Here is a 20,613-nt window from a genome sequence, read left to right on the forward strand (position 1 = left end):
CCATGGTTGCAGCGACCAGAACGAGAATGACGCCGGACGAGGTGGAGGTGACGATCATCCGGCCGGAGGACCTGCTCGCCTGACGGTTGTCGCCGGGCTCGCCTAGGGTCGGGTCATGAGCGAGTTCGATGCGGCTGGCGCCGCCGTGCAGGCCGCGCTGGACGCGGGCGCCCGGTATGCCGACGCTCGCGTGATGCACCGGCGCTACGAGTCGATGTCGGCCCGCAACGGCGAGGTCGAGGCGCTGACCCAGGACGAGAGCGTCGGGCTGGGCGTACGCGCGCTGGTCGGGTCGAGTTGGGGCTTCCACGCCGTACCGGAGCTCTCCGACCGGGCTGCCCGCGACGCCGGCCATCGGGCCGCGCGGACCGCCGCCGCGAGCGGCCTGGTTGCGGGCCCGCCGGTCCACCTGGTCCCCTCCCCACCCGCCACCGGGAGCTGGTCCTCGCCCTGCGAGGTGGATCCGCTCGGCGTCTCCCTCGCCACCAAGGGCGACCTGCTGGTGGCCGCCACCCGCACCATGGCCGACCACGGCGCCGACCTCGCCGAGGGCCTCTACCAGGTCTGGGACACCGCGAAGTGGTTCGTCTCCAGCGAGGGCCACCGGATCGACCAGCACATCCGCGAGTGCGGCGGCGGCATCTCGGCGACCGCCATCGGTGACGGCGAGACGCAGCGTCGGTCCTGGCCGAGCTACCGCGGCCAGTACGGCACCACCGGCTGGGAGCTGGTCGACTCCCTCGACCTGGCGTCCCACGCGGCACGCGTCGCCGAGGAGTCGCGGGCGCTGCTGACCGCGCCGCTCTGCCCGACCGGCGAGACCGACCTGATCCTCGGCGGCGAACAGTTGGCGTTGCAGATCCACGAGTCGGTCGGGCACGCCATCGAGCTGGACCGCATCCTCGGCTGGGAGGCGGCCTTCGCCGGCACCTCCTGGCTGGATCTCGCCCAGCTCGGCTCGCTGCGTTACGGGTCCGAGCTGATGAACATCACCATCGACCCGACCATCCCGGGCGCGCTGGGCAGCTTCGGCTACGACGACGAGGGCTCACCGGCGGTCAGGCGCGACGCGGTACGCGCCGGGCGGTGGGTGGGCGTGCTGGCCGGGCGGGACTCGGCCGCCGTCGCCGGCCTCGATTACGGCGGCAGCGTACGCGCCGACGGCTGGGCACGGCTGCCGATGGTACGGATGACCAACGTCGGCCTGGATCCCGGTCCACACACCCTGGAGGAGATCGTCGCCGCCACCGACCGGGGGGTGCTGATGGACGTCAACCGGTCCTGGTCCATCGACGACAAGCGGCTGAACTTCCAGTTCGGCTGCGAGATCGGGTGGGAGATCCGCAACGGCCGGCGCGGGCGGATGCTGCGCAACCCGACGTACACCGGCATCGGCCCGCTGTTCTGGCGCTCGATGGACATGCTCTCCTCCGAGATCATCTCGTGGGGCACGCCGAACTGCGGCAAGGGTCAACCCGGCCAGGTCGGGCACACCGGCCACCCGGCCGCGCCGGCCCGGTTCCGCAACGTCCGGGTGGGGGTGCGTGCATGACCGAGTTGGAGATCGCCGGTCAGGTGGTGGAGTTGGTCGCCCGGCTGGGCGGGCCTGCCGCGCAGGCCGAGGTGCGGGTGAGCCGGGCCGAGCTGGCGTTGACCCGGTTCGCCAACTCCACGATCCACCAGAATGTCGCCGAGTCCGTGGTGGAGGTCCGGCTGCGGGTGCACATGGCGGGACGCACCGTGGCCGGCGGCGGCAACGTGGTCGACGCCGACGGCCTGCGCGCGCTGGTGGAGCGGGTGCTCGCGGCGGCGCGGTTCTGCCCGCCCGACCCGGCCTGGCCCGGGCTCACCCCGCCCACGCCGGTGACCACGTCGGGATGGGACGCGGCCACGGCCCACGCCGGGCCGGACGAGCGGGCGGCGCTGGTCCGGGCGTTCGTCGGCGCGGCCGGCGGCCTGTCGACCGCCGGCTACTGCCGCACGACGGCCAACGCGACCGGGTTCGCGAACTCGGCCGGGCACTGCGCTCAGGGGCGGATGGCCGAGGCGGCGATGGACGGGATCGCCCGGGCCGGCGGCGCGGACGGCACGGCCCGGCACTGTGTCGATCGGCTGGTCGACCTCGACGGTGCCGAGCTGGGGCGCCGGGCCGCCGCGAAGGCACGGGCCGCCGCCGACCCGGTGGAGCTCTCCCCCGGGCGGTACCCGGTGGTGCTGGAACCGGCCGCCGTCGCGGACCTGCTACAGAACCTGGCCTGGTACGGCTTCAACGGCAAGCGGTACGCCGAGCGGCTGTCGTTCGCCCGGCCCGGCGTGGCCCAGCTCGACCGGGCGCTGACCCTGGTCGACGATCCACTCGGCGGCTCCGGGCTGCCGTTCGACCTGGAGGGCACGCCGACCCGGGCGCTGACGCTGGTCGACGCGGGCACCACCGCGGCAGTGGCGCACGACCGCCGCAGCGCCGCCGGGGTGGACGCCGAGTCGACCGGCCACGCCTGGACCGGCAGCAGCACCTTCGGTCCGATCCCGCGCAACCTGCGCCTCGCCCCGGCCGGCACGGCGGGCATGGCCGGCATCGCGGGGGCGACGGCCGCGACGTCGGGTGCGGGCGGCCGGGCGGCGTCGGCGGCCGGGGCGGTGGTCGACGCGGACACCGCCGCCCTGGTCTCCCGGGTGCAGCGGGGCCTGCTGGTCAGCGACCTCTGGTACATCCGGGTGCTCGATCCGAAGAGTCTGGTGGTCACCGGCCTGACCCGCAACGGACTGTGGCTGATCGAGGACGGCCAGGTCACCGGCGCGGTCCGCGACCTGCGCTTCACCGAGTCGTACCCGCGAGCGCTCGGGCCCGGCGCGGTGCTGGAGGTGGGGCGACGCGCGGCACGCCAGCCGGACCGTACCGACGGCGTCTGGTGGGAGGCGCCGTCGCTGCGACTGGCCTCCTGGAACTTCACCGGCGGAGCGTCCGGCTGACGGCTTCGTCCGCCGCTGGTCGATCTTTTTCGGACGCTCACATATTGATCATGGAGGGAGGGTTTCCAAAGGGCGGGACACACGGGACACTGCCTTGCGCGGACGGCCCGCCTAGATCGGCGTAACGTGTGTCACTTAGCTGCTCCGGTACGCCGGTGCGGTCGTTGGTGTGCGCATGGCGTGGCAAGCGGGGTCGGGATCGCCGCTCCGCGTGCCGACCGGAAAGTGTTCCGCCGCCCATGAACGGGCCCCGTCAGGGAGACGACGCGAATGACATCATCGGCAACGAAGCCGCGGGGGGCGCTGGCACGCGCCGCCATCACGGCGAAGACGTTGCGTACGGACCGTTGGTGGCTTGCCCCGCTGGTCACCGTCATCGGGCTCGGTGCGTGGATCACGTACGCGACGGTCCGGGTCTTCATGCACAAGTGGTACTGGGTCGAGGAGTTCCACTACCTGACGCCGTTCTACTCCCCGTGCGTGACCGATCGGTGCATCCCGGAGGCGTCGCACTTCGGGCAGTACCTCCCCGGCTGGTGGATCATCCCGGACGCCGCGTTCACCCTGCCGTTCCTGCTGCTGTTCCGGCTCACCTGCTACTACTACCGCAAGGCGTACTACCGGTCGTTCTGGCTCTCGCCGCCGGCCTGCGCGGTGCCCGACGGCCACGCCTCCTACGGCGGTGAGACCCGGTTCCCGCTGATCGTGCAGAACTCGCACCGGTACTTCTTCTACTTCGCCGCGATCATCTCGCTGATCAACACCTGGGACGCGATCGCGGCCTTCCGCAGCCCGGAGGGCTTCGGCTTCGGCCTGGGCAACCTGATCCTGGTCGGCAACGTGGTGATGCTCTGGGCGTACACCATCTCCTGTCACTCCTGCCGGCACATCATCGGTGGGCGGCTGAAGCACTTCTCCAAGCATCCGGTCCGCTACCGGGCCTGGGGCTACGTCTCCTGGCTGAACGTCCGGCACATGCAGCTCGCCTGGATCACCCTCGGCACGCTGGCGCTGACCGACTTCTACGTCATGTCGGTCGCCGCCGGGTGGATCTCCGACCTGCGGTTCATCAACTAAGGGCCCCTGACATGACCAATCCTCACCAGGACACCAGCGCGACCACTCGGATCGAGCGACACCACTACGACGTCGTCGTGATCGGGGCCGGCGGCGCCGGCCTGCGCGCGGCGATCGAGGCCCGGCTGGCCGGCAAGAAGACCGCCATCATCTCCAAGTCGCTGTTCGGCAAGGCGCACACGGTGATGGCCGAGGGCGGCGCCGCCGCGGCCATGGGAAACGTGAACAGCCGCGACAGCTGGCAGGTGCACTTCCGGGACACCATGCGGGGCGGCAAGTTCCTCAACAACTTCCGGATGGCCGAGCTGCACGCGAAGGAGGCGCCGCAGCGGATCTGGGAGCTGGAGACGTACGGCGCGCTCTTCGACCGCACCAAGGACGGCAAGATCTCCCAGCGCAACTTCGGCGGCCACGAGTACCCCCGGCTGGCGCACGTCGGTGACCGGACCGGCCTGGAGCTGATCCGCACCCTCCAGCAGAAGATCGTCTCCCTGCAACAGGAGGACAAGCGGGAGCACGGCTCGTACGACGCGCGGATCAAGGTCTTCGCCGAGACCACCGTCACCGAGCTGCTGCTCGACGGCGACCGGGTCGCCGGCGCGTTCGGCTACTACCGGGAGTCCGGCGAGTTCGTCCTCTTCGAGGCGCCCGCCGTGGTGCTCGCCACCGGCGGCGTCGGCCGCTCCTACAAGGTCACCTCGAACTCGTGGGAGTACACCGGGGACGGCCACGCGCTGGCGCTGCGGGCCGGGGCGACCCTGATCAACATGGAGTTCCTCCAGTTCCACCCCACCGGCATGGTCTGGCCGGTCTCGGTCAAGGGCATCCTGGTCACCGAGTCGGTACGCGGCGACGGCGGCATCCTGAAGAACACCGAAGGCAAGCGGTTCATGTTCGAGTACGTCCCCGACGTCTTCCGCAAGCAGTACGCGGAGACCGAGGAGGAGGCGGACCGCTGGTACACCGACCCGGACAACAACCGACGCCCACCGGAGCTGCTGCCCCGTGACGAGGTCGCCCGGGCGATCAACAGCGAGGTCAAGGCGGGCCGGGGCACCCCGGCCGGCGGCGTGTACCTGGACATCGCCTCCCGGCTGCCGGCCGAGGAGATCCGCCGTCGCCTGCCGTCGATGCACCACCAGTTCAAGGGGCTGGCCGACGTCGACATCACGAAGGAGCCGATGGAGGTCGGCCCGACCTGCCACTACGTGATGGGCGGCGTCGAGGTCGACCCGGACAGCGGTGCCGCCTACGGCTCGGTGCGTGGCCTGTTCGCGGCCGGCGAGGTCTCCGGCGGCATGCACGGCTCCAACCGGCTGGGCGGCAACTCCCTCTCCGACCTGCTGGTCTTCGGCAAGCGCGCGGGCGGCCACGCGGCCACCTATGTCGACCAGCTCGCCGCCCGGCCCCGGGTGGAGGTGGCCGCGGTGGAGACCGCGGTGGAGACCGCGCTGGCCCCGTTGCAGCGGGACACCGGCGAGAACCCGTACACCCTCCAGCAGGACCTCCAGGCGGTGATGGGGGACCTGGTGGGGATCATCCGGCGGGCGGGCGAGCTGGAGGAGTCGCTGGTCCGGCTGGCCGAGCTGCGGGAACGGGTGGCGAAGGTCAGCGCGGCCGGTGGCCGGCGCTACAACCCGGGCTGGCACCTCGCGCTGGATCTGCGCAACATGCTGGTCGTCTCGGAGTGCACCGCCAAGGCGGCGCTGGAACGCCGCGAGTCACGCGGCGGCCACACCCGGGAGGACTTCCCCGCCATGGATCCCCAGTGGCGGCAGGTCAACCTGGTCTGCTCGCTCGACGGCGACACCGTCCGGCTGGAGCGCAAGGCGCTGCCGAAGATGCGCAGCGAGTTGATCAGCCTGTTCGACCGCGCGGAGCTTTCCAAGTACCTCACCGACGCCGAGCTGGCCGAGTTCGACGCCCTGACCGCCGCCGACGCTGCCGCCGACGCCGACGCTGCCGAGAAGGAGAACCGCTGATGGGTACGAAGCGCCAGTTCCGGATCTGGCGGGGCGACGCCGACGGCGGCGACCTTGAGGACTACATGGTCGAGGTCAACGAGGGTGAGGTGGTCCTCGACGTGATCCACCGGTTGCAGGCCACCGACGCGCCCGACCTGGCCTGCCGGTGGAACTGCAAGGCCGGCAAGTGCGGCTCCTGTTCGATGGAGATCAACGGGATGCCCAAGCTCGGCTGCATGACCCGGATGTCGACGTTCGAGGAGAACGAAACGGTCACGGTGACCCCGCTGCGTACCTTCCCGGTCATCCGGGACCTGGTCACCGACGTGTCGTTCAACTACGAGAAGGCGCGGGAGACTCCCGCCTTCGCTCCCCCGGCGGACGTGGCGCCCGGTGACTACCGGATGCAGCAGGTCGACGTGGAGCGCTCGCAGGAGTTCCGCAAGTGCATCGAGTGCTTCCTCTGCCAGAACGTCTGCCACGTGATCCGCGACCACGACGAGAACAAGCCGGCCTTCTCCGGGCCACGGTTCTTCATCCGCGCCGCCGAGCTGGACATGCACCCGCTGGACGCCAGGACCGACCGCAAGGAGTACGCGCAGTCCGAGCAGGGTCTGGGCTTCTGCAACATCACCAAGTGCTGCACCGAGGTCTGCCCCGAGCACATCAAGATCACCGACAATGGGATCATCCCCATGAAGGAGCGGGTCGTCGACCGCAGGTACGATCCACTCGTATGGCTCGGTAGCAAAATCTTCCGGAGGGGTCAGGTGCCTCAGACCTTCGTGACCAGCGAACACTCCCCGGGTGCGGTGCACTCGCACGCCACCGGCGGTGGTGCGCACTCGCACGCGGGCGGCTCGCACGACTCCGCCGCCGAGACCCAGGCCCAGCAGGGCGTCAACTGGCACCGTGAGGTGCCCCACCCGACCGCCCCCGCCGTCGACGCGAACGGCAGGCTGCCGCTGACCGAACTCACCTTCGACCGCGCCGCCGCCCCCTCCCCCTTCGGCGACGACGTCACCTTCCCCCTCCCCCCCGAGCACCTCAACTTCGCCCACCCGGAGCAGGACGACAAGCACTGACAGCTCGACCAAGGGCGGGGGCTGCGGCATCAGCTGCGGCCCCCGCCCCCATTCGCCCTCGTTCGGAGGGTGAGTAGGAGGTGGAGGGCGGCGACGATGGGGGCGTCGGCGGGGAGCCAGGTGACGGTGTCCAGCTCGGCGGCGGAGAGCCAGCGCAACTCCTGGTGCTCCAGCGCCTGCGGGCGGTCGCCGTGCAGCAGGCGGGCCGCGTACACCTTGAGCACCGACCGGCCGTGCGCCATCCGGACGTTACGGCCGACCCGCTCGCCGACCTCGACCCGTACGGCGAGTTCCTCCGCGCACTCGCGGGCCAGCGCCACGGTCTCGCTCTCCCCCGGCTCGACCTTGCCGCCGGGGAACTCCCACATGCCCGCCACCTCGGGCGGAGCGGACCGGGCGCAGGCCAGCACCCGACCACCATCGATGATTGCCGCGCCGACGATCACCTTCAGATCCCGCCGGGCGGCCTGCCCGCCGCCACTCGCCCGTTCGGTCCGCACGGCCGTCCAGCGTGCCAGATCAATCGGCGGTTTGGGTACCTTGGCCGACCATCAGGTCAGGAATACCCGGAAGTGTGGGCGTGGACACACCCTCCAATCCGACGTAAGACTAGAGGCACTGACAAGACACGGGGCGGCGACGATTTGGCCACAAGCCGGCAACGAAGCCTGGGAGGCGCGGTGATGCGTGCGCTGTTCGGCGGTCGGGCGAAACACGACTACCTCAGCGACGCCCTCACCCTACTGAACGGGTGGACGCGGGAGGGTGAGCAGATCCGGCGCACTCTGGTCATCGACGACACCCAGCACGCGGCGCTGACCGAACGGGTCAAGGTGGTCGCCGACGCGCTGCACCTGCGGCCGGAGATCAGCCGGCGCGCCGACCACACCCAGATCTGCGTCGGGCACGGCAGCACTCCACTCACCGAGGGCGAGGTTCTGCTGGCCGCCCGCATCGAGGACGCGTACCGCACGGTCACCGCGTCCTGATCGAGCCGCCTGGCACGGCCCACCTACCGTGGGGACCATGGCGAACGCGACGTACGACCGCAAGGAGCAGTTCCAGCAGATCCAGAGCGGCCTGCTCGACGGAGAACAGATCATCGCCGTCTACGACGCCGTCGGCACCGGCACCGGGTTCATCGGCCTGACCGACCGACGCGTGATCATCCAGGACCGCTCGTTCATCGGCAAGCGGTACGCGATCACCAGCATCCCGTACTCGAAGATCACCAGCGTGAGTGTGGTCAGCAACAAGTCCTGGGGCGGCTCGTTCTTCTCCACCGGCGCGATCGCCATCCACGTCGGCACCCACACCTACGAGGTGGAGTTCCGGGGCGACCAGAAGAGCCACCACGTGCACAACGTGATCCTGCACTACATCAGCTGACCAGCCCCGACGTAGGGGCTCCCGAGTTGACCGGGGGCGCGCTCGCGCTGGCCTGGGATAATGATCCGCATGTCGATCCGTACCTCCCTGGCGACCACCCTGCGACGGGTACGGGACGGCGGCCGGGGCCGCTGGCTGCGCCGGGCGATGCTGGCCGGTGTGATCGGTGCCGTGCTGCTGGCGATCGCCAGCTGGGCCAGCGTGAGCTGGATCCGGTCCGGTGCCGATGGGCGGCTGTTCACGGCGGAGACGGTCCCCGAGGCGCCGGTGGCCCTGGTGCTGGGCACCCGGGTCCAGGCGGACGGCACCCCGGCGCCGTTCCTCACCGCCCGACTGGAGATCGCCCGCGAGCTGTACGCCACCGGCAAGGTCAAGGCGATCCTGGTCTCCGGCGACAACATGCGCCATGAATACAACGAGCCCGAGGCGATGCAGCGCTGGCTGGTCGACCGGGGCGTACCGGTCGAGAAGGTGGTGCTGGACTACGCCGGCTTCGACACGTACGACTCGTGTGCCCGGGCCAAGCGGATCTTCGGCGTGGATCGGGCCACCGTGGTGACCCAGTCGTTCCACCTGGCCCGCGCCGTCACGGTCTGCCGGCACCTCGGCGTCGACGCCGTCGGCGTCGGCGACGAGACGGCCCGGGAGCTGAGTCACCGCACCTGGCGGATCAGCTCGACCCGGGAGTACGGCGCCAGCCTGAAGGCCGCGGTGGACGTGCTCTCCGGCCGGGATCCGGTGCACCTGGGCCGCCGGGAGAGCGGCGTCGACGACGCCCTCCGGGCCAGCTGAACTTTCAAACGCGGCAGGCCGCGACAACCGCACCGTGGCCGGGCTGATCACCAGCCTGGCCACGACACCGGCAGCCGCGCAGAATCCCGAGGCGGCTCAGACGTTGAAGCGGAACTCGACCACGTCGCCGTCCTGCATGACGTACTCCTTGCCCTCGATGCGGACCTTGCCCGCCGCCTTGGCCGCAGCCATCGAGCCGGCCTCGACCAGGTCGGCGAAGGAGACGACCTCGGCCTTGATGAAGCCGCGCTGGAAGTCGGAGTGGATCACCCCGGCGGCCTCCGGCGCGGTCGCGCCGACCGGGACGGTCCAGGCCCGCGCCTCCTTGGGGCCGGCGGTGAGGTACGTCTGCAGGCCGAGCGTCCGGAAGCCGACGCGGACCAACTGGTCCAGGCCCGGCTCGGACTGCCCGATCGACTCCAGCAGCTCGCGGGCCTCCTCCTCGGGCAGGTCCACCAGCTCAGACTCGATCTTGGCGTCCATGAAGACCGCCTCGGCCGGGGCGACCAGCGCCCGTAGCTCGTCGAGGAAATCGGCGTTGTTCAGCTCGGCCTCGTCGACGTTGAAGACGTACAGGAACGGCTTGGTGGTGAGCAGATGCAGCTCCCGCAGGTGCTCCAGCTCGATCCCGGCCGCGGCCGCGCCGGTGTAGAGGGTGGTGCCGCCGTCCAGCACGTCGACGGCCTTACGCGCGGCCGTCACCGCGGCGGCCCGGTCCTTACGGAGCTTGGCCTCCTTCTCCAACCGGGGCAGCGCCTTCTCCAGGGTCTGCAGGTCGGCGAGAATCAGCTCGGTGTTGATCGTCTCGATGTCGTCGGCCGGGGAGACCTTGCCATCGACGTGCACCACGTTCGGGTCGGAGAAGGCCCGCACCACCTGGCAGATCGCGGCGGCGTCCCGGATGTTGGCCAGGAACGCGTTGCCGCGACCCTGCCCCTTCGAGGCACCACGCACCAGGCCGGCGATGTCGACGAACGACACCGGGGCGGGGATCACCTTCTGCGAGGTGAAGATCTCGGCGAGCTTGTCCAGCCGCTCGTCCGGCAGCCCGACCACGCCGATGTTGGGCTCGATCGTGGCGAACGGGTAGTTCGCGGCGAGCACGTCGTTCTTGGTCAGCGCGTTGAACAGAGTGCTCTTGCCGACGTTGGGCAGGCCGACGATGCCGATGGTGAGACTCACGACGAGCCAGCTTACGCCGATGCCTGACGTCCGGGCGCAGCCAGGCTCCCCTGACGTTGTTAACCTGCCCCGGCGCGAGCGACTTCGGGAGGCACGATGAGCCGGCTGCCGGAACTGTACGTCGCGGTCGACGTTGAGGCCGACGGGCCGATCCCCGGGCCGTACAGCATGATCTCGCTCGGCATGGCGGTCGCCGGCCACCCGGAGCTGACCTTCTACACCGAGTTGAAGCCGATCTCCGACGAGTACGTCCCGCAGGCGCTCGCCGTCTCCGGGCTCGACCGGGACCGGCTGCTACGCGCCGCGCCCACCGCGGAGCAGGCGATGAGCGCCGCCGCGTCCTGGGTCAACGGGCTGCGGAAGGTCGGCCGGCCGGTGTTCCTCGCCGCCCCGGCCGTCTGGGACGGCATGTTCGTCCACTGGTACTTCGTCCGGTTCGTGGGCCACAGCCCGTTCGGTGTCACCGGAGGCGGCGTCGACCTGCGCAGCTACTGGATGGGACGCTCCGGCTGCGAGTGGTCGCAGACCCGGAAGGACACCATCAAGCGCCAGCTGGGCCTCACCGACCTGCCGCACACCCATCACGCCGGCGAGGACGCCGCCGAACTGGCCCAGGTCTTCGACGCGCTGCGCCGCCCCTCCCCGCCCCCGCCCGCTTCGCTGCCCTCCGCCGACGGCCCTGCGACGACAGCCGCTGATCGGTAACAGCTGTGCAGCCGGTCGGCCGGCGTGTCGAGCAGCTCAGCCGCCACCGATCGGGGCTGATGCCGAGCGCCCCCGGGCACGATGGGCTCACGTGCGGCCGCGACCAGGCCAGGCGGGGCAGGCCGGCGGGGCGCGATGGGCTGGGCGGGGATCGGGGTGGGCTGGGCTGGGTGGTGGGTCAGGCTCGGTGGGGCGGGCTGGATTGACGGGGTACCACGGCATCGATCCGTAGTGCGCCAGGAGCCAGCTCGGCAGCGGCGGCCAGCGGCAGCATGAAGCGGGCATCGGCGGCCGGGCCTGCGGCGTGCGACTCGCGGAGCATCCAGTGGACCTCGTCGGCCGTCCAGCCGAGCGCTGGGCGACCGGCGATCTCCCTGAGCAGCCGAAGCGCGGCCCGGGTGTCGTCGTCGTAGAAGCGCATGCACCAGTGGTGCACCCACATTCCCAGCGCCCGTACGCCGTCACGGTCCAGGGAGCGCAGCAGGCGGCCGCAGGCGGTGTCGCCGAAGGCCCGGCCCGGGTCGCCGGCGCGGTCCCGTTCGATGGCGCCGACCGCAGCGGGGGCGACTGCCCGCATCCGGTCGTACAGGCGCTGGACCATGACCTCGCTCGGCGAAGGGTGCCCGTCCCTCGACGCTGCCGGTCCCGCCACGCTCGCCATCGCCGCGCCCCTTCTTGAGTTGATGGGCGCACGCTACCGACCACAACCGACACTTCCCCGGCGGCCCGGCGCCGCCCGGCACAACCCCACAGCCCGTCCCACCCGGGCCGTACCACTGCCCCGGCCGGAGCCAACCCGACCGGTGTTAATAAGGGACCCCTCCTCTACCTCAGGCGTTAACAGGGGGCCCCTCCTTACAGCCAGGTCTGAAAAGCGCCAGATGGGGGGTGGGAGGGGGCGCATTATCGGTGGTGTGGAACTGGACTTCGAGCGTTGCTACCGGGCCGTCGACAGCCGCGACCAGCGGTTCGACGGCTGGTTCTACACCGGCGTGACCTCGACCGGGATCTACTGCCGGCCGTCCTGTCCGGCGGTGACGCCGAAGCGGCAGAACGTCCGGTTCTTCCCCTCGTCGGCGGCGGCCCAGGGGGCCGGGCTGCGCGCCTGCCGTCGCTGCCGCCCGGATGCCGCCCCCGGCTCTCCGCAGTGGGACGTGCGCGCCGACGTGGTGGGCCGGGCGATGCGGCTGATCTCCGACGGGGTGGTCGACCGGGACGGGGTGCCCGGGCTGGCTGCCCGACTCGGGTACACCGAGCGACACCTGCACCGGATGCTGCGCGCGGAACTGGGGGCGGGGCCGTTGGCGCTGGCCCGGGCCCAGCGCGCCCAGACCGCCCGTACCCTGATCGAGACCACCGGCCTGGGCATGGCCGAGGTCGCCTTCGCCGCCGGATTCGGCAGCGTGCGGCAGTTCAACGACACCGTTCGCGAGGTCTACGGCGTGGCGCCCTCGCAGTTGCGCACCGGTCGCCGGGTGGCCAACGGCGGTGCGGGCACGGTCACCCTGCGGTTGGCGTACCGACCCCCGCTGCACGCCGCCGCGCTGCTCGACTTCCTGGCCCGGCGCGCGCTGCCGGGGGTGGACGAGGTGCTCGCCGGGACGTACCGCCGGGGGTTACGGCTGCCGCACGGCACCGGCGAGGCGGCCCTGACCCCGGCGGACGGGCACGTGGCCGCCACGCTGCGCCTCACCGACCTGCGCGACCTGGCCCCCGCCGTGGCTCGCTGCCGGCGCCTGTTCGACCTCGACGCGGACCCGGTCGCCGTCGACCAGACGCTCGGGGCCGATCCGGCGCTGGCCGCCGTGGTGGCCGCCGAGCCCGGCGTCCGGGTCCCGCGTGCGGTGGACGGCTTCGAGATGGCCGTCCGCGCCATCGCCACCCAGCAGGTCTCCCTGACCTCCGCCCGCACCACCCTCACCCACCTCCTGACCGCCGTCCCCGGCCCCGGCGCTGTTGATCAAGAAGTTTGCGTCGGGACCGGCTCGCTGGATGACCAGAACCTCATCGACGGCGCGGGGGCCGGGGGTGCGGTGCTGCGGGGATTCGTGAGCCCGGAGGAGGTGTTACGGGTGGCGGATGCCGGGTTTCGGATGCCGGCGGCGCGGCGGGAGACGATCCGGGCGTTGGCGCGGGCGGTCGCCGGCGGCGAGCTGGACCTGGAGCCGGGTGGGGATCGGGCGGAGACCGCGCGGCAGTTGGCCGCGGTCCCCGGGATCGGCCCGTGGACGGCGGGCTACGTGGCGATGCGCGCGCTCGGCGACCCGGACGTCTTCATCGCCGCAGACCTCGCGGCACGCCGGGGCGCCAGCGCCCTCGGCCTGCCCGACGGACCGGAGGCCCTCGACGCGTACGCCGCCCGTTGGCGCCCCTGGCGGTCGTACGCGGTGCTCCGGCTCTGGCGAGCAGCACCCGTCCGACCCGGGCCGACCGCACCACTCCGAACTGGACGAACAGCACCGAACCGACCTGGGAGAAGATCGTGAAGAACATCATCATCGACGGCACCCGCATCGACACGCCTGTCGGCGCGTTCAGCGTTCTCGCCGGCCCGGACGGCGCGGTACGGGCCGCCGGCTTCACGGCCGACCCGGCGAGCCTGCTGCCGCTGGTCCACCCCAGCCTCCACGGTGAGCTGCGCCAGCGGGGTGAACTCGGTGCGATCACCAGGGCCGTCGCCGGGTATCTCGACGGTGAGCTGACCGCGATCGACGGGGTTCCGGTCGAGCAGCACAGCGGCGGGGCGTTCCTGCCCCACGCCTGGCGGGTGCTGCGCGAGGTGAAGCCGGGCGAACCGGTCACCTACACCGCGTACGCCGGCCTGGCCGGCCGCCCCGCCGCGGTGCGCGCCGCCGCGGCGGCCTGCGCCCGCAATGCCGCCGCCCTCTTCGTCCCCTGCCACCGGGTGCTGCGTACCGACGGGACGCTGGGCGGCTACCGCTGGGGGCTGCCCGTGAAGCAGTGGCTCCTCGACCATGAGCGACGCGGCTGACAACAAGCCGACATCGGCAGCGCTCCCATTTGCCGCTACCGTCGGGTAGTGGCTGCGGGGAGCGACGGCGACCCGGCCGACCGGGGTGAGAATCATCGACATCCGCTGCGCAACCTCTGGCGGCTGCGCTCCTACCTGCGTCCGCACATCGTGGAGTTCAGCTGGCTGATGCTGGCCGGGCTCGCCGCCACCGCGGCGGGCATCGCCGTACCCCTGGTGGCGCAGCGGGTGGTCGACGGGCCGGTCGCCGAAGGGAACCTGGCCGGCCTGTATCGGCTGGCCGGGCTGGCGCTGCTGCTCGGGCTCGCCGAGGCCCTACTGATCTTCATCCGGCGCTGGGTGCAGTCGTCCTCCTCGGTGGCCATGGAGGCGGTCATCCGCGACGACGTCTACGCCCACCTGCAAGCGCTGCCGACCAGTTTCCACGACCGGTGGCCCTCCGGTCAGCTGCTCTCCCGGATCACCAGCGACCTGTCGGTGCTGCGCCGGTTCCTCTCCTTCGGCCTGTTCTTCCTCGTCCTCAACCTGGTCACCTATCTGAGCGTGGTGGTGCTGCTGATCCGGCTGCATCCGGTGCTGGGCCTGCTGGTGGCGGCCAGCGCGGTGCCGCTGTTCCTGATCGCCCGCCGGTTCGGCCGGCACTACCACGCCGCGTCCCGGCGGATGCAGGACCAGCAGGGCGACGTGGCCACGCTGGTCGAGGAGACCGCGCTGGGCCTGCGCACCATGAAGGCGTACGGGCGGGGGCCGCAACTGGCCGCCCGGTTCACCGCCGGCACCCGGGCGCTGCAAGACACCGGGATCGCCAAGGGGCGGCTGCTCGCCGGCACCTCCGCGCGGCTCGACCTGGTGCCCAACGTGACCCTGGGCATCGTGCTGGTGGCCGGCGCGGCGGCGGTCGCGGACGGGCGGCTCACCGTCGGCCAGTTCGTCGCGTTCGTCAGCCTCCAGCTGATGCTGATCTGGCCGGTGCAGTCACTGGGCTGGATCATCGCCAACGGGCAGGAGGCGGCGACCGCCGCCGACCGGATCCAGGAGGTGCTGGACACCCCGCCGGCCATCGTCGACGCGCCCGGGGCCATCGCGCTGGCCCGCTCGGCGGTACGCGGACGGCTCCGTTTCGAGGCGGTCACCTTCCGCTACCCGGGCACCACCGTCCCGGTGTTGCGCGGGGTCGACCTGACCGTCGAACCCGGCGAGACCCTGGCCGTGGTCGGCGCCACCGGCAGCGGCAAGAGCACCCTGCTCTCCCTGGTGCCCCGGCTGCACGACGTCGGCGCGGGCCGGATCACCCTCGACGGGCACGACCTGCGCGACCTGCGGCTGGCCTCGCTGCGCCGGCTGGTGGGGGTGGCCTTCGAGGAGCCGACGCTGTTCTCCATGTCGGTCTGGGAGAACCTCACCCTGGGCCGGCCCGACGCCGGTGAGGACGAGGTCCGGGCGGCCCTCGCCCTGGCCCGGGCCGAGTTCGCGTACGCCCTGCCGTGGGGCCTGCACACCCGGCTGGGTGAGCAGGGCCTGTCGCTCTCCGGCGGCCAGCGGCAGCGGCTGGCGCTGGCCCGGGCGGTGCTCGTCCGGCCCGCGGTGCTGGTCCTCGACGATCCGCTCTCCGCGCTCGACGTGCACACCGAGGCGGCGGTGGAGTCGGCGTTGAAGCGGGTGTTGCGGGACCTGACCGCGCTGCTGGTGGTGCACCGGCCGTCCACCATCGCCCTCGCCGACCGGGTCGCGCTGCTGGAGCAGGGCCGGATCTCCGCCGTCGGCCGGCACACCGAGCTGCTGGCCGCCGTGCCGGCGTACCGTGCGCTGCTCTCGGCCGAGCCGGCCACCGTGCCGCCGCCCCGGACGCCATCCGGCCCGACGCCCGGCGGTACCCCGCTGGTGCGCTCGTGACCGCCGGCAGCGGCCCGACCCACCAACCGCCCGGCAGCGGCCCGGCGGGCGGGTCGACGGCGACGGGATCCGACTCGACCTACTGGCGGGGGGTCGCTCCCGATCCGCACGCCGACCGCAGCCTCGCCGAGGAGTCCAGCCCCGAGGCGGTGGCCCGGTTACGGGCCCGCAGCCGGTCGCTCTTGAACGACGTGCTGCGCCCGCACCGCGCCCGGTTGGGCGCCGCGGTCGCGCTGCTGTTGACCCAGAACGCCGCGGCCATGTCCGGGCCGTACCTGGTCATGTTGGGCATCGACCGGGCGATCGAGCCGCTGCGGGCCGGCCGCCCCGGACCGCTGATCGCCGTCGCCGTGTCGTTCGCCGCCGCGACCGGCATCGAGTACACGGCCCGGCGCGGCTTCCTCACCCTCTCCGCCCGGATCGGCCAGGCCGTCCTGCTCGACCTTCGCCAGCGGGTGTACGCGCACTTCCTGCGCCTGCCGGTGGCCTTCCACGAGCGGTACACCTCGGGCCGGATGATCTCGCGGTTGACCAGTGACATCGACTCGATCGCCGAACTCGTCGACGGGGGCGTCGACAGCCTCGTGATGGCCGCCCTGACGATCGTGTCGGTGGCCGGCATCCTGCTCTGGCTGGACCTGCCGCTGGCCGCGGTGACCCTGCTCGCCTTCCCGCTGCTGTTCTGGCTGTCCCGCTGGTTCGCCCGGGCGTCCGCCGCCGCCTATCGGCGCACCCGGGAGGCGATGGCCCTGGTCATCGTCCACTTCGTCGAGTCGATGCGGGGCATCCGCGCCGTGCAGGCGTACCGCCGGGAGCCACGCAACCAGCGCATCTTCGCCTCGGTGAGCGACGACTACCGCCGGTCCAGCCGGCACGCCTTCCGCCTCATCGCGACGTACTCGCCGGGCATCAAGCTGATCGGCAACGTCACCGTGGCGGTGGTGCTCTGCTACGGCGGGGCCCGGGTGCTGGGCGGCGAGACCGGGGTCGGGGTGCTCGCGGCCTTCCTGCTCTACCTGCGCCGGTTCTTCGAGCCGATGCAGGAGCTGAGCCAGTTCTACAACTCCCTCCAGTCGGCGACGGCGGCGCTGGAGAAGCTCGCCGGGGTGCTCGACGAGCGACCCGCGGTCGCCGAGCCGGTGCGACCCGTGCCGCTGCCCCGCGGCCGGGCCCGCGGGGCGGTCACCTTCCGCGCGGTCTCGTTCGGCTACCGCCCGGAGGCGGAGATCCTGACCGGGCTGGACCTCACCATCCCCGCCGGGCAGACGGTGGCGCTGATCGGGCCGACCGGCGCCGGCAAGTCGACCGTGGCCAAGCTGCTCGCCCGGTTCCACGACCCGGCCGCCGGCACGGTCGCCCTCGGCGGCGTGGACCTGCGCCAGGTCGCCGACGCGCAGCTACGCCGGACGGTGGTGCTGGTGACCCAGGAGACCCACCTGTTCGGCGGCACCGTGGCGGAGAACATCCGGTTCGGCCGCCCGGACGCCGACGACGCCGCCGTCGAGGCCGCGGCCCGGGCGATCGGCGCGCACGACTTCATCGCGGCGCTGCCCGACGGGTACGCCACCGACGTGCACCGGCGCGGCGGCCGGCTCTCCGCCGGGCAGCGGCAGTTGGTCGCCTTCGCCCGGGCCTTCCTGGCCGATCCGGCGGTGCTGATCCTGGACGAGGCCACCTCGTCGCTGGACGTGCCGACCGAGCGCCTGGTGCAGCACGCACTCGGCACCATCCTGCGCGACCGGACCGCGGTGGTGATCGCGCACCGGCTCTCCACCGTGGAGACCGCCGACCGGGTCCTGGTCCTCGACGGCGGCCGGATCGTCGAGGACGGCCCACCGGCCAAGCTGATCAGCGACGGCGGCCGGTACGCCGACCTGCACCGCCGGTGGCGCGACTCACTGCTCTAGGTACGCGACCCGCCGCTGTAGGTATTGGTGTGCTCGCCCGCCGGCCGGTGCCTACGATCGACGGATGACCGATACGGCGAGGACGGCCCGCACCGGCGTCCCCGAGCGTCCGACCCTGAACGGGCTCGAGGAGACCTGGTCGCGCCGCTGGCAGGAGGAGGGCACGTACGCGTTCGACCGCAGCAAGCAGCGGTCGGACGTATACGCGATCGACACCCCGCCGCCGACCGTATCGGGCGAACTGCACATGGGGCACGTCTTCTCGTACACGCACACCGACCTGATCGCCCGGTTCCAGCGGATGCGCGGCCGGACGGTCTTCTACCCGATCGGCTGGGACGACAACGGGCTGCCCACCGAGCGCCGGGTACAGAACGTCTACGGCGTGCGCTGCGACCCGTCGCTGCCGTACGACCCGGAGTGGCGGGCGCCGGAGGCGCCGGTGGACGATGCCGCCCGCAAGGACCCGGCCCCGATCCCCCGGCGCAACTTCATCGAGCTGTGCGAGCGGCTGACCCGCTCCGACGAGCAGGCTTTCGAGGCACTCTGGCGGCGGCTCGGGCTCTCGGTGGACTGGTCCCTGATGTACACGACGATCGGTCCGGCGGCCCGGGCCGCCTCGCAGCGGGCGTTCCTGCGCAACCTGGCCCGGGGTGAGGCGTACCAGGCCGAAGCGCCGACGCTCTGGGACGTGGGCTACGCCACCGCGGTGGCCCAGGCCGAGCTGGAGGACCGGGAGCGCCCCGGCGCGTACCACCGGCTACGGTTCCACGCCCCCGGCGGGCGGGAGGTGCTGATCGACACCACCCGGCCGGAGCTGCTGCCGGCCTGCGTGGCGCTGGTCTGCCATCCCGACGACGAGCGGTACGCGGAGCTGGTCGGCACGTCCGTGCGTACCCCCGTCTTCGGGGTCGAGGTGCCGGTGCGCGCGCACCCGCTCGCGGAGCCGGCCAAGGGCACCGGCATCGCGATGGTCTGCACCTTCGGCGACCTGACCGACGTGACCTGGTGGCGGGAGCTGGCGCTGGAGACCCGGGTGGTGATCGGCCGGGACGGCCGGCTGCTGCCGGAGCCGCCGGCCGGGGTGCCCGCGCAGCCGTACGCGGCGCTGGCCGGGCAGAGCGTCAACGGGGCCCGGCGGACCATCGTGGACCTGCTGGCCGACGCGGGCGACCTGGTCGGCGAGGCGCGCCCGATCAGCCACCCGGTGAAGTTCTACGAGCGGGGCGACCGGCCTCTGGAGATCGTCTCGACCCGGCAGTGGTACCTGCGCAACGGCGGACGGGACGCCGACCTGCGCGAAACGCTGCTGGCCCGGGGGCGGGAGCTGCGCTGGGTGCCGGAGCACATGCGGCACCGCTACGAGCACTGGGTGAGCGGCCTGACCGGCGACTGGCTGGTCAGCCGGCAGCGCTTCTTCGGGGTGCCGGTGCCGGTGTGGTACCGGCTCGACGACGCTGGCGAGCCGGACTGGTCCCACCCTCTCACGCCGGAGGAGTCCGCACTGCCGATCGACCCGTCCGAGGATGCCCCGCCCGGGTACGACGAGTCGCAGCGCGGCCTGCCGGGCGGCTTCGCCGGTGACCCGGACGTGCTGGACACCTGGGCCACCTCGTCGCTTACCCCGCAGATCGCCGGGGGCTGGGAACGCGATCCGGAGCTGTTCCGCCGGGTCTTCCCGATGGACCTGCGTCCGCAGGGCCAGGAGATCATCCGGACCTGGCTCTTCGCCACGGTGGTCCGCGCGCACCTGGAACACGGCACGTTGCCCTGGCGGACGGCCGAGCTCTCCGGCTGGATCCTCGACCCGGACCGCAAGAAGATGTCGAAGTCCAAGGGAAACGTGGTCACCCCGATGGCGCTGCTGGAGCAGCACGGCTCCGACGCGGTGCGCTACTGGTCGGCCAACGGCAGACCCGGCACCGACCTGGCCTTCGACCCGGCGCAGATCAAGGTCGGCCGGCGGCTCGCCACCAAGCTGCTCAACGCGTCGAGGTTCGCGCTCGGGCTGGGCGCCGCGGACGCGCTGCGTGCCCCGGCGACCGAGCCGCTGGACCGGGCCATGCTCGCCGAACTCGCCACGGTGGTGGTCACGGCCAGCGCCGCCTTCGAGGCGTACGACCACACGGCGGCGTTGCAGGCCACCGAGTCGTTCTTCTGGCGGTTCTGCGACGACTACATCGAGCTGGTGAAGGAGCGCGCCTACGGCAGCGGTGCCGGGGCGGACTCGGCCCGGGCGGCGCTGGCCACCGCGCTCTCGGTGCAGTTGCGGCTCTTCGCCCCGGTACTGCCGTACGCGACCGAGGAGGTGTGGTCCTGGTGGCGGTACGGCTCGGTGCACCGGGCGCCGTGGCCCACCACGTACGAGGTGGGCCGGGCAATCCACGGCGACGGTGACCCGGAGCTGCTGCGACTGGCCTCGGACGCGCTGGGGCAGGTCCGCCGGGCCAAGTCCGAGCGCAAACTGTCGATGAAGGCGGGAGTGCCGCTGGCCGAGGCGCTCGGCCCGGCCGCCCTGCTCGACCAGCTCACCCTGGTCGTCGACGACCTGCGCGCGGCGGGCCACATCGGCAAGCTCGACCTGCTCCCCGACCGCACCCCCCAACTCGTCATCGCCTGCGCCTTCTGAGATGTAAGGAAGGGCCCCCTATTAACGC

General features: G+C 72.1%; 16 protein-coding genes and 1 pseudogene. 14 read left to right on the forward strand and 3 right to left on the reverse strand.

The features are described 5' to 3' along the window. The first annotated feature begins 115 nt into the window (after positions 1–115). The 5 genes from ACQPYA_RS26780 (at position 116) to ACQPYA_RS26800 (ending at position 7,096) form a co-directional block, all read left to right on the forward strand. Positions 116–1,552: a TldD/PmbA family protein gene (locus ACQPYA_RS26780; RefSeq protein ID WP_433529817.1), complete on the forward strand. Its 1,437-nt coding sequence runs from the start codon at positions 116–118 to the stop codon at positions 1,550–1,552. Continuing rightward, positions 1,549–2,970, forward strand: coding sequence for a TldD/PmbA family protein (locus ACQPYA_RS26785; protein WP_433529818.1), 1,422 nt, complete (start codon positions 1,549–1,551; stop codon positions 2,968–2,970). Before ACQPYA_RS26780 ends, ACQPYA_RS26785 begins: the two co-directional genes overlap by 4 nt. Positions 2,971–3,240: 270 nt before the next feature. Continuing rightward, entirely contained in the window at positions 3,241–4,047 is an 807-nt protein-coding gene (locus ACQPYA_RS26790; protein ID WP_433529819.1) for a hypothetical protein, read from the forward strand. A gap of 11 nt (positions 4,048–4,058) precedes the next feature. Beyond that, the gene (locus ACQPYA_RS26795) at positions 4,059–6,029 is read left to right on the forward strand and encodes a fumarate reductase/succinate dehydrogenase flavoprotein subunit (RefSeq protein WP_433529820.1); all 1,971 of its coding nucleotides are present in this window, start codon (positions 4,059–4,061) and stop codon (positions 6,027–6,029) included. Next, a complete protein-coding gene (locus ACQPYA_RS26800; RefSeq protein ID WP_433529821.1) occupies positions 6,029–7,096 on the forward strand; it encodes a succinate dehydrogenase/fumarate reductase iron-sulfur subunit in 1,068 nt (355 codons plus the stop codon). Before ACQPYA_RS26795 ends, ACQPYA_RS26800 begins: the two co-directional genes overlap by 1 nt. 29 nt (positions 7,097–7,125) lie before the next feature. On the opposite strand, the gene ACQPYA_RS26805 is transcribed toward ACQPYA_RS26800, so the two are convergent. After that, positions 7,126–7,596: a (deoxy)nucleoside triphosphate pyrophosphohydrolase gene (locus ACQPYA_RS26805; protein WP_433529822.1), complete on the reverse strand. Its 471-nt coding sequence runs from the start codon at positions 7,594–7,596 to the stop codon at positions 7,126–7,128. A 183-nt stretch (positions 7,597–7,779) separates the two neighbouring features. Here ACQPYA_RS26805 and ACQPYA_RS26810 point away from each other — a divergent pair, with 183 nt between their 5' ends. The 3 genes from ACQPYA_RS26810 (at position 7,780) to ACQPYA_RS26820 (ending at position 9,277) form a co-directional block, all read left to right on the forward strand. Beyond that, positions 7,780–8,085 (forward strand): 4a-hydroxytetrahydrobiopterin dehydratase, encoded by a 306-nt coding sequence (locus ACQPYA_RS26810; protein ID WP_433533640.1) that lies wholly within the window; start codon positions 7,780–7,782, stop codon positions 8,083–8,085. Between the two features lie 37 nt (positions 8,086–8,122). Continuing rightward, positions 8,123–8,485 (forward strand): PH domain-containing protein, encoded by a 363-nt coding sequence (locus ACQPYA_RS26815; RefSeq protein ID WP_111219789.1) that lies wholly within the window; start codon positions 8,123–8,125, stop codon positions 8,483–8,485. 69 nt (positions 8,486–8,554) lie between these two features. Further along, positions 8,555–9,277 (forward strand): SanA/YdcF family protein, encoded by a 723-nt coding sequence (locus tag ACQPYA_RS26820; RefSeq protein WP_433529823.1) that lies wholly within the window; start codon positions 8,555–8,557, stop codon positions 9,275–9,277. A 96-nt stretch (positions 9,278–9,373) separates the two neighbouring features. Here the strand turns inward: ACQPYA_RS26820 and ychF are convergent, their stop codons facing one another. Then, on the reverse strand, positions 9,374–10,459 hold the full coding sequence (gene ychF, locus ACQPYA_RS26825; RefSeq protein ID WP_433529824.1) for a redox-regulated ATPase YchF: 1,086 nt from the start codon (positions 10,457–10,459) through the stop codon (positions 9,374–9,376). A 96-nt stretch (positions 10,460–10,555) separates the two neighbouring features. On the opposite strand from ychF, the gene ACQPYA_RS26830 reads away from it, so the two are divergent. Further along, complete coding sequence (locus ACQPYA_RS26830) at positions 10,556–11,164, forward strand: exonuclease (protein ID WP_433529825.1); 609 nt, start codon at positions 10,556–10,558, stop codon at positions 11,162–11,164. Between the two features lie 178 nt (positions 11,165–11,342). Here the strand turns inward: ACQPYA_RS26830 and ACQPYA_RS26835 are convergent, their stop codons facing one another. Further along, on the reverse strand, positions 11,343–11,825 hold the full coding sequence (locus tag ACQPYA_RS26835; RefSeq protein WP_433529826.1) for a hypothetical protein: 483 nt from the start codon (positions 11,823–11,825) through the stop codon (positions 11,343–11,345). 253 nt (positions 11,826–12,078) lie between these two features. Between ACQPYA_RS26835 and ACQPYA_RS26840 the strand changes: the two are divergent. The 5 genes and pseudogenes from ACQPYA_RS26840 to valS all read left to right on the forward strand — a co-directional run. Continuing rightward, positions 12,079–13,575 (forward strand): annotated as a pseudogene (locus ACQPYA_RS26840) (DNA-3-methyladenine glycosylase 2 family protein); the annotation flags it as partial. An 80-nt stretch (positions 13,576–13,655) separates the two neighbouring features. Beyond that, complete coding sequence (locus ACQPYA_RS26845) at positions 13,656–14,156, forward strand: methylated-DNA--[protein]-cysteine S-methyltransferase (protein WP_433533641.1); 501 nt, start codon at positions 13,656–13,658, stop codon at positions 14,154–14,156. 48 nt (positions 14,157–14,204) lie between these two features. Continuing rightward, on the forward strand, positions 14,205–16,049 hold the full coding sequence (locus ACQPYA_RS26850) for an ABC transporter ATP-binding protein (RefSeq protein WP_433529827.1): 1,845 nt from the start codon (positions 14,205–14,207) through the stop codon (positions 16,047–16,049). Continuing rightward, entirely contained in the window at positions 16,046–17,956 is a 1,911-nt protein-coding gene (locus ACQPYA_RS26855) for an ABC transporter ATP-binding protein (protein ID WP_433529828.1), read from the forward strand. Before ACQPYA_RS26850 ends, ACQPYA_RS26855 begins: the two co-directional genes overlap by 4 nt. A gap of 64 nt (positions 17,957–18,020) precedes the next feature. Continuing rightward, positions 18,021–20,585: a valine--tRNA ligase gene (valS, locus tag ACQPYA_RS26860; RefSeq protein ID WP_433529829.1), complete on the forward strand. Its 2,565-nt coding sequence runs from the start codon at positions 18,021–18,023 to the stop codon at positions 20,583–20,585. Positions 20,586–20,613: the final 28 nt, after the last annotated feature.

Origin of the sequence: Micromonospora sp. CA-263727 (assembly GCF_050942455.1) — a bacterium.
GTDB lineage: Bacteria > Actinomycetota > Actinomycetes > Mycobacteriales > Micromonosporaceae > Micromonospora.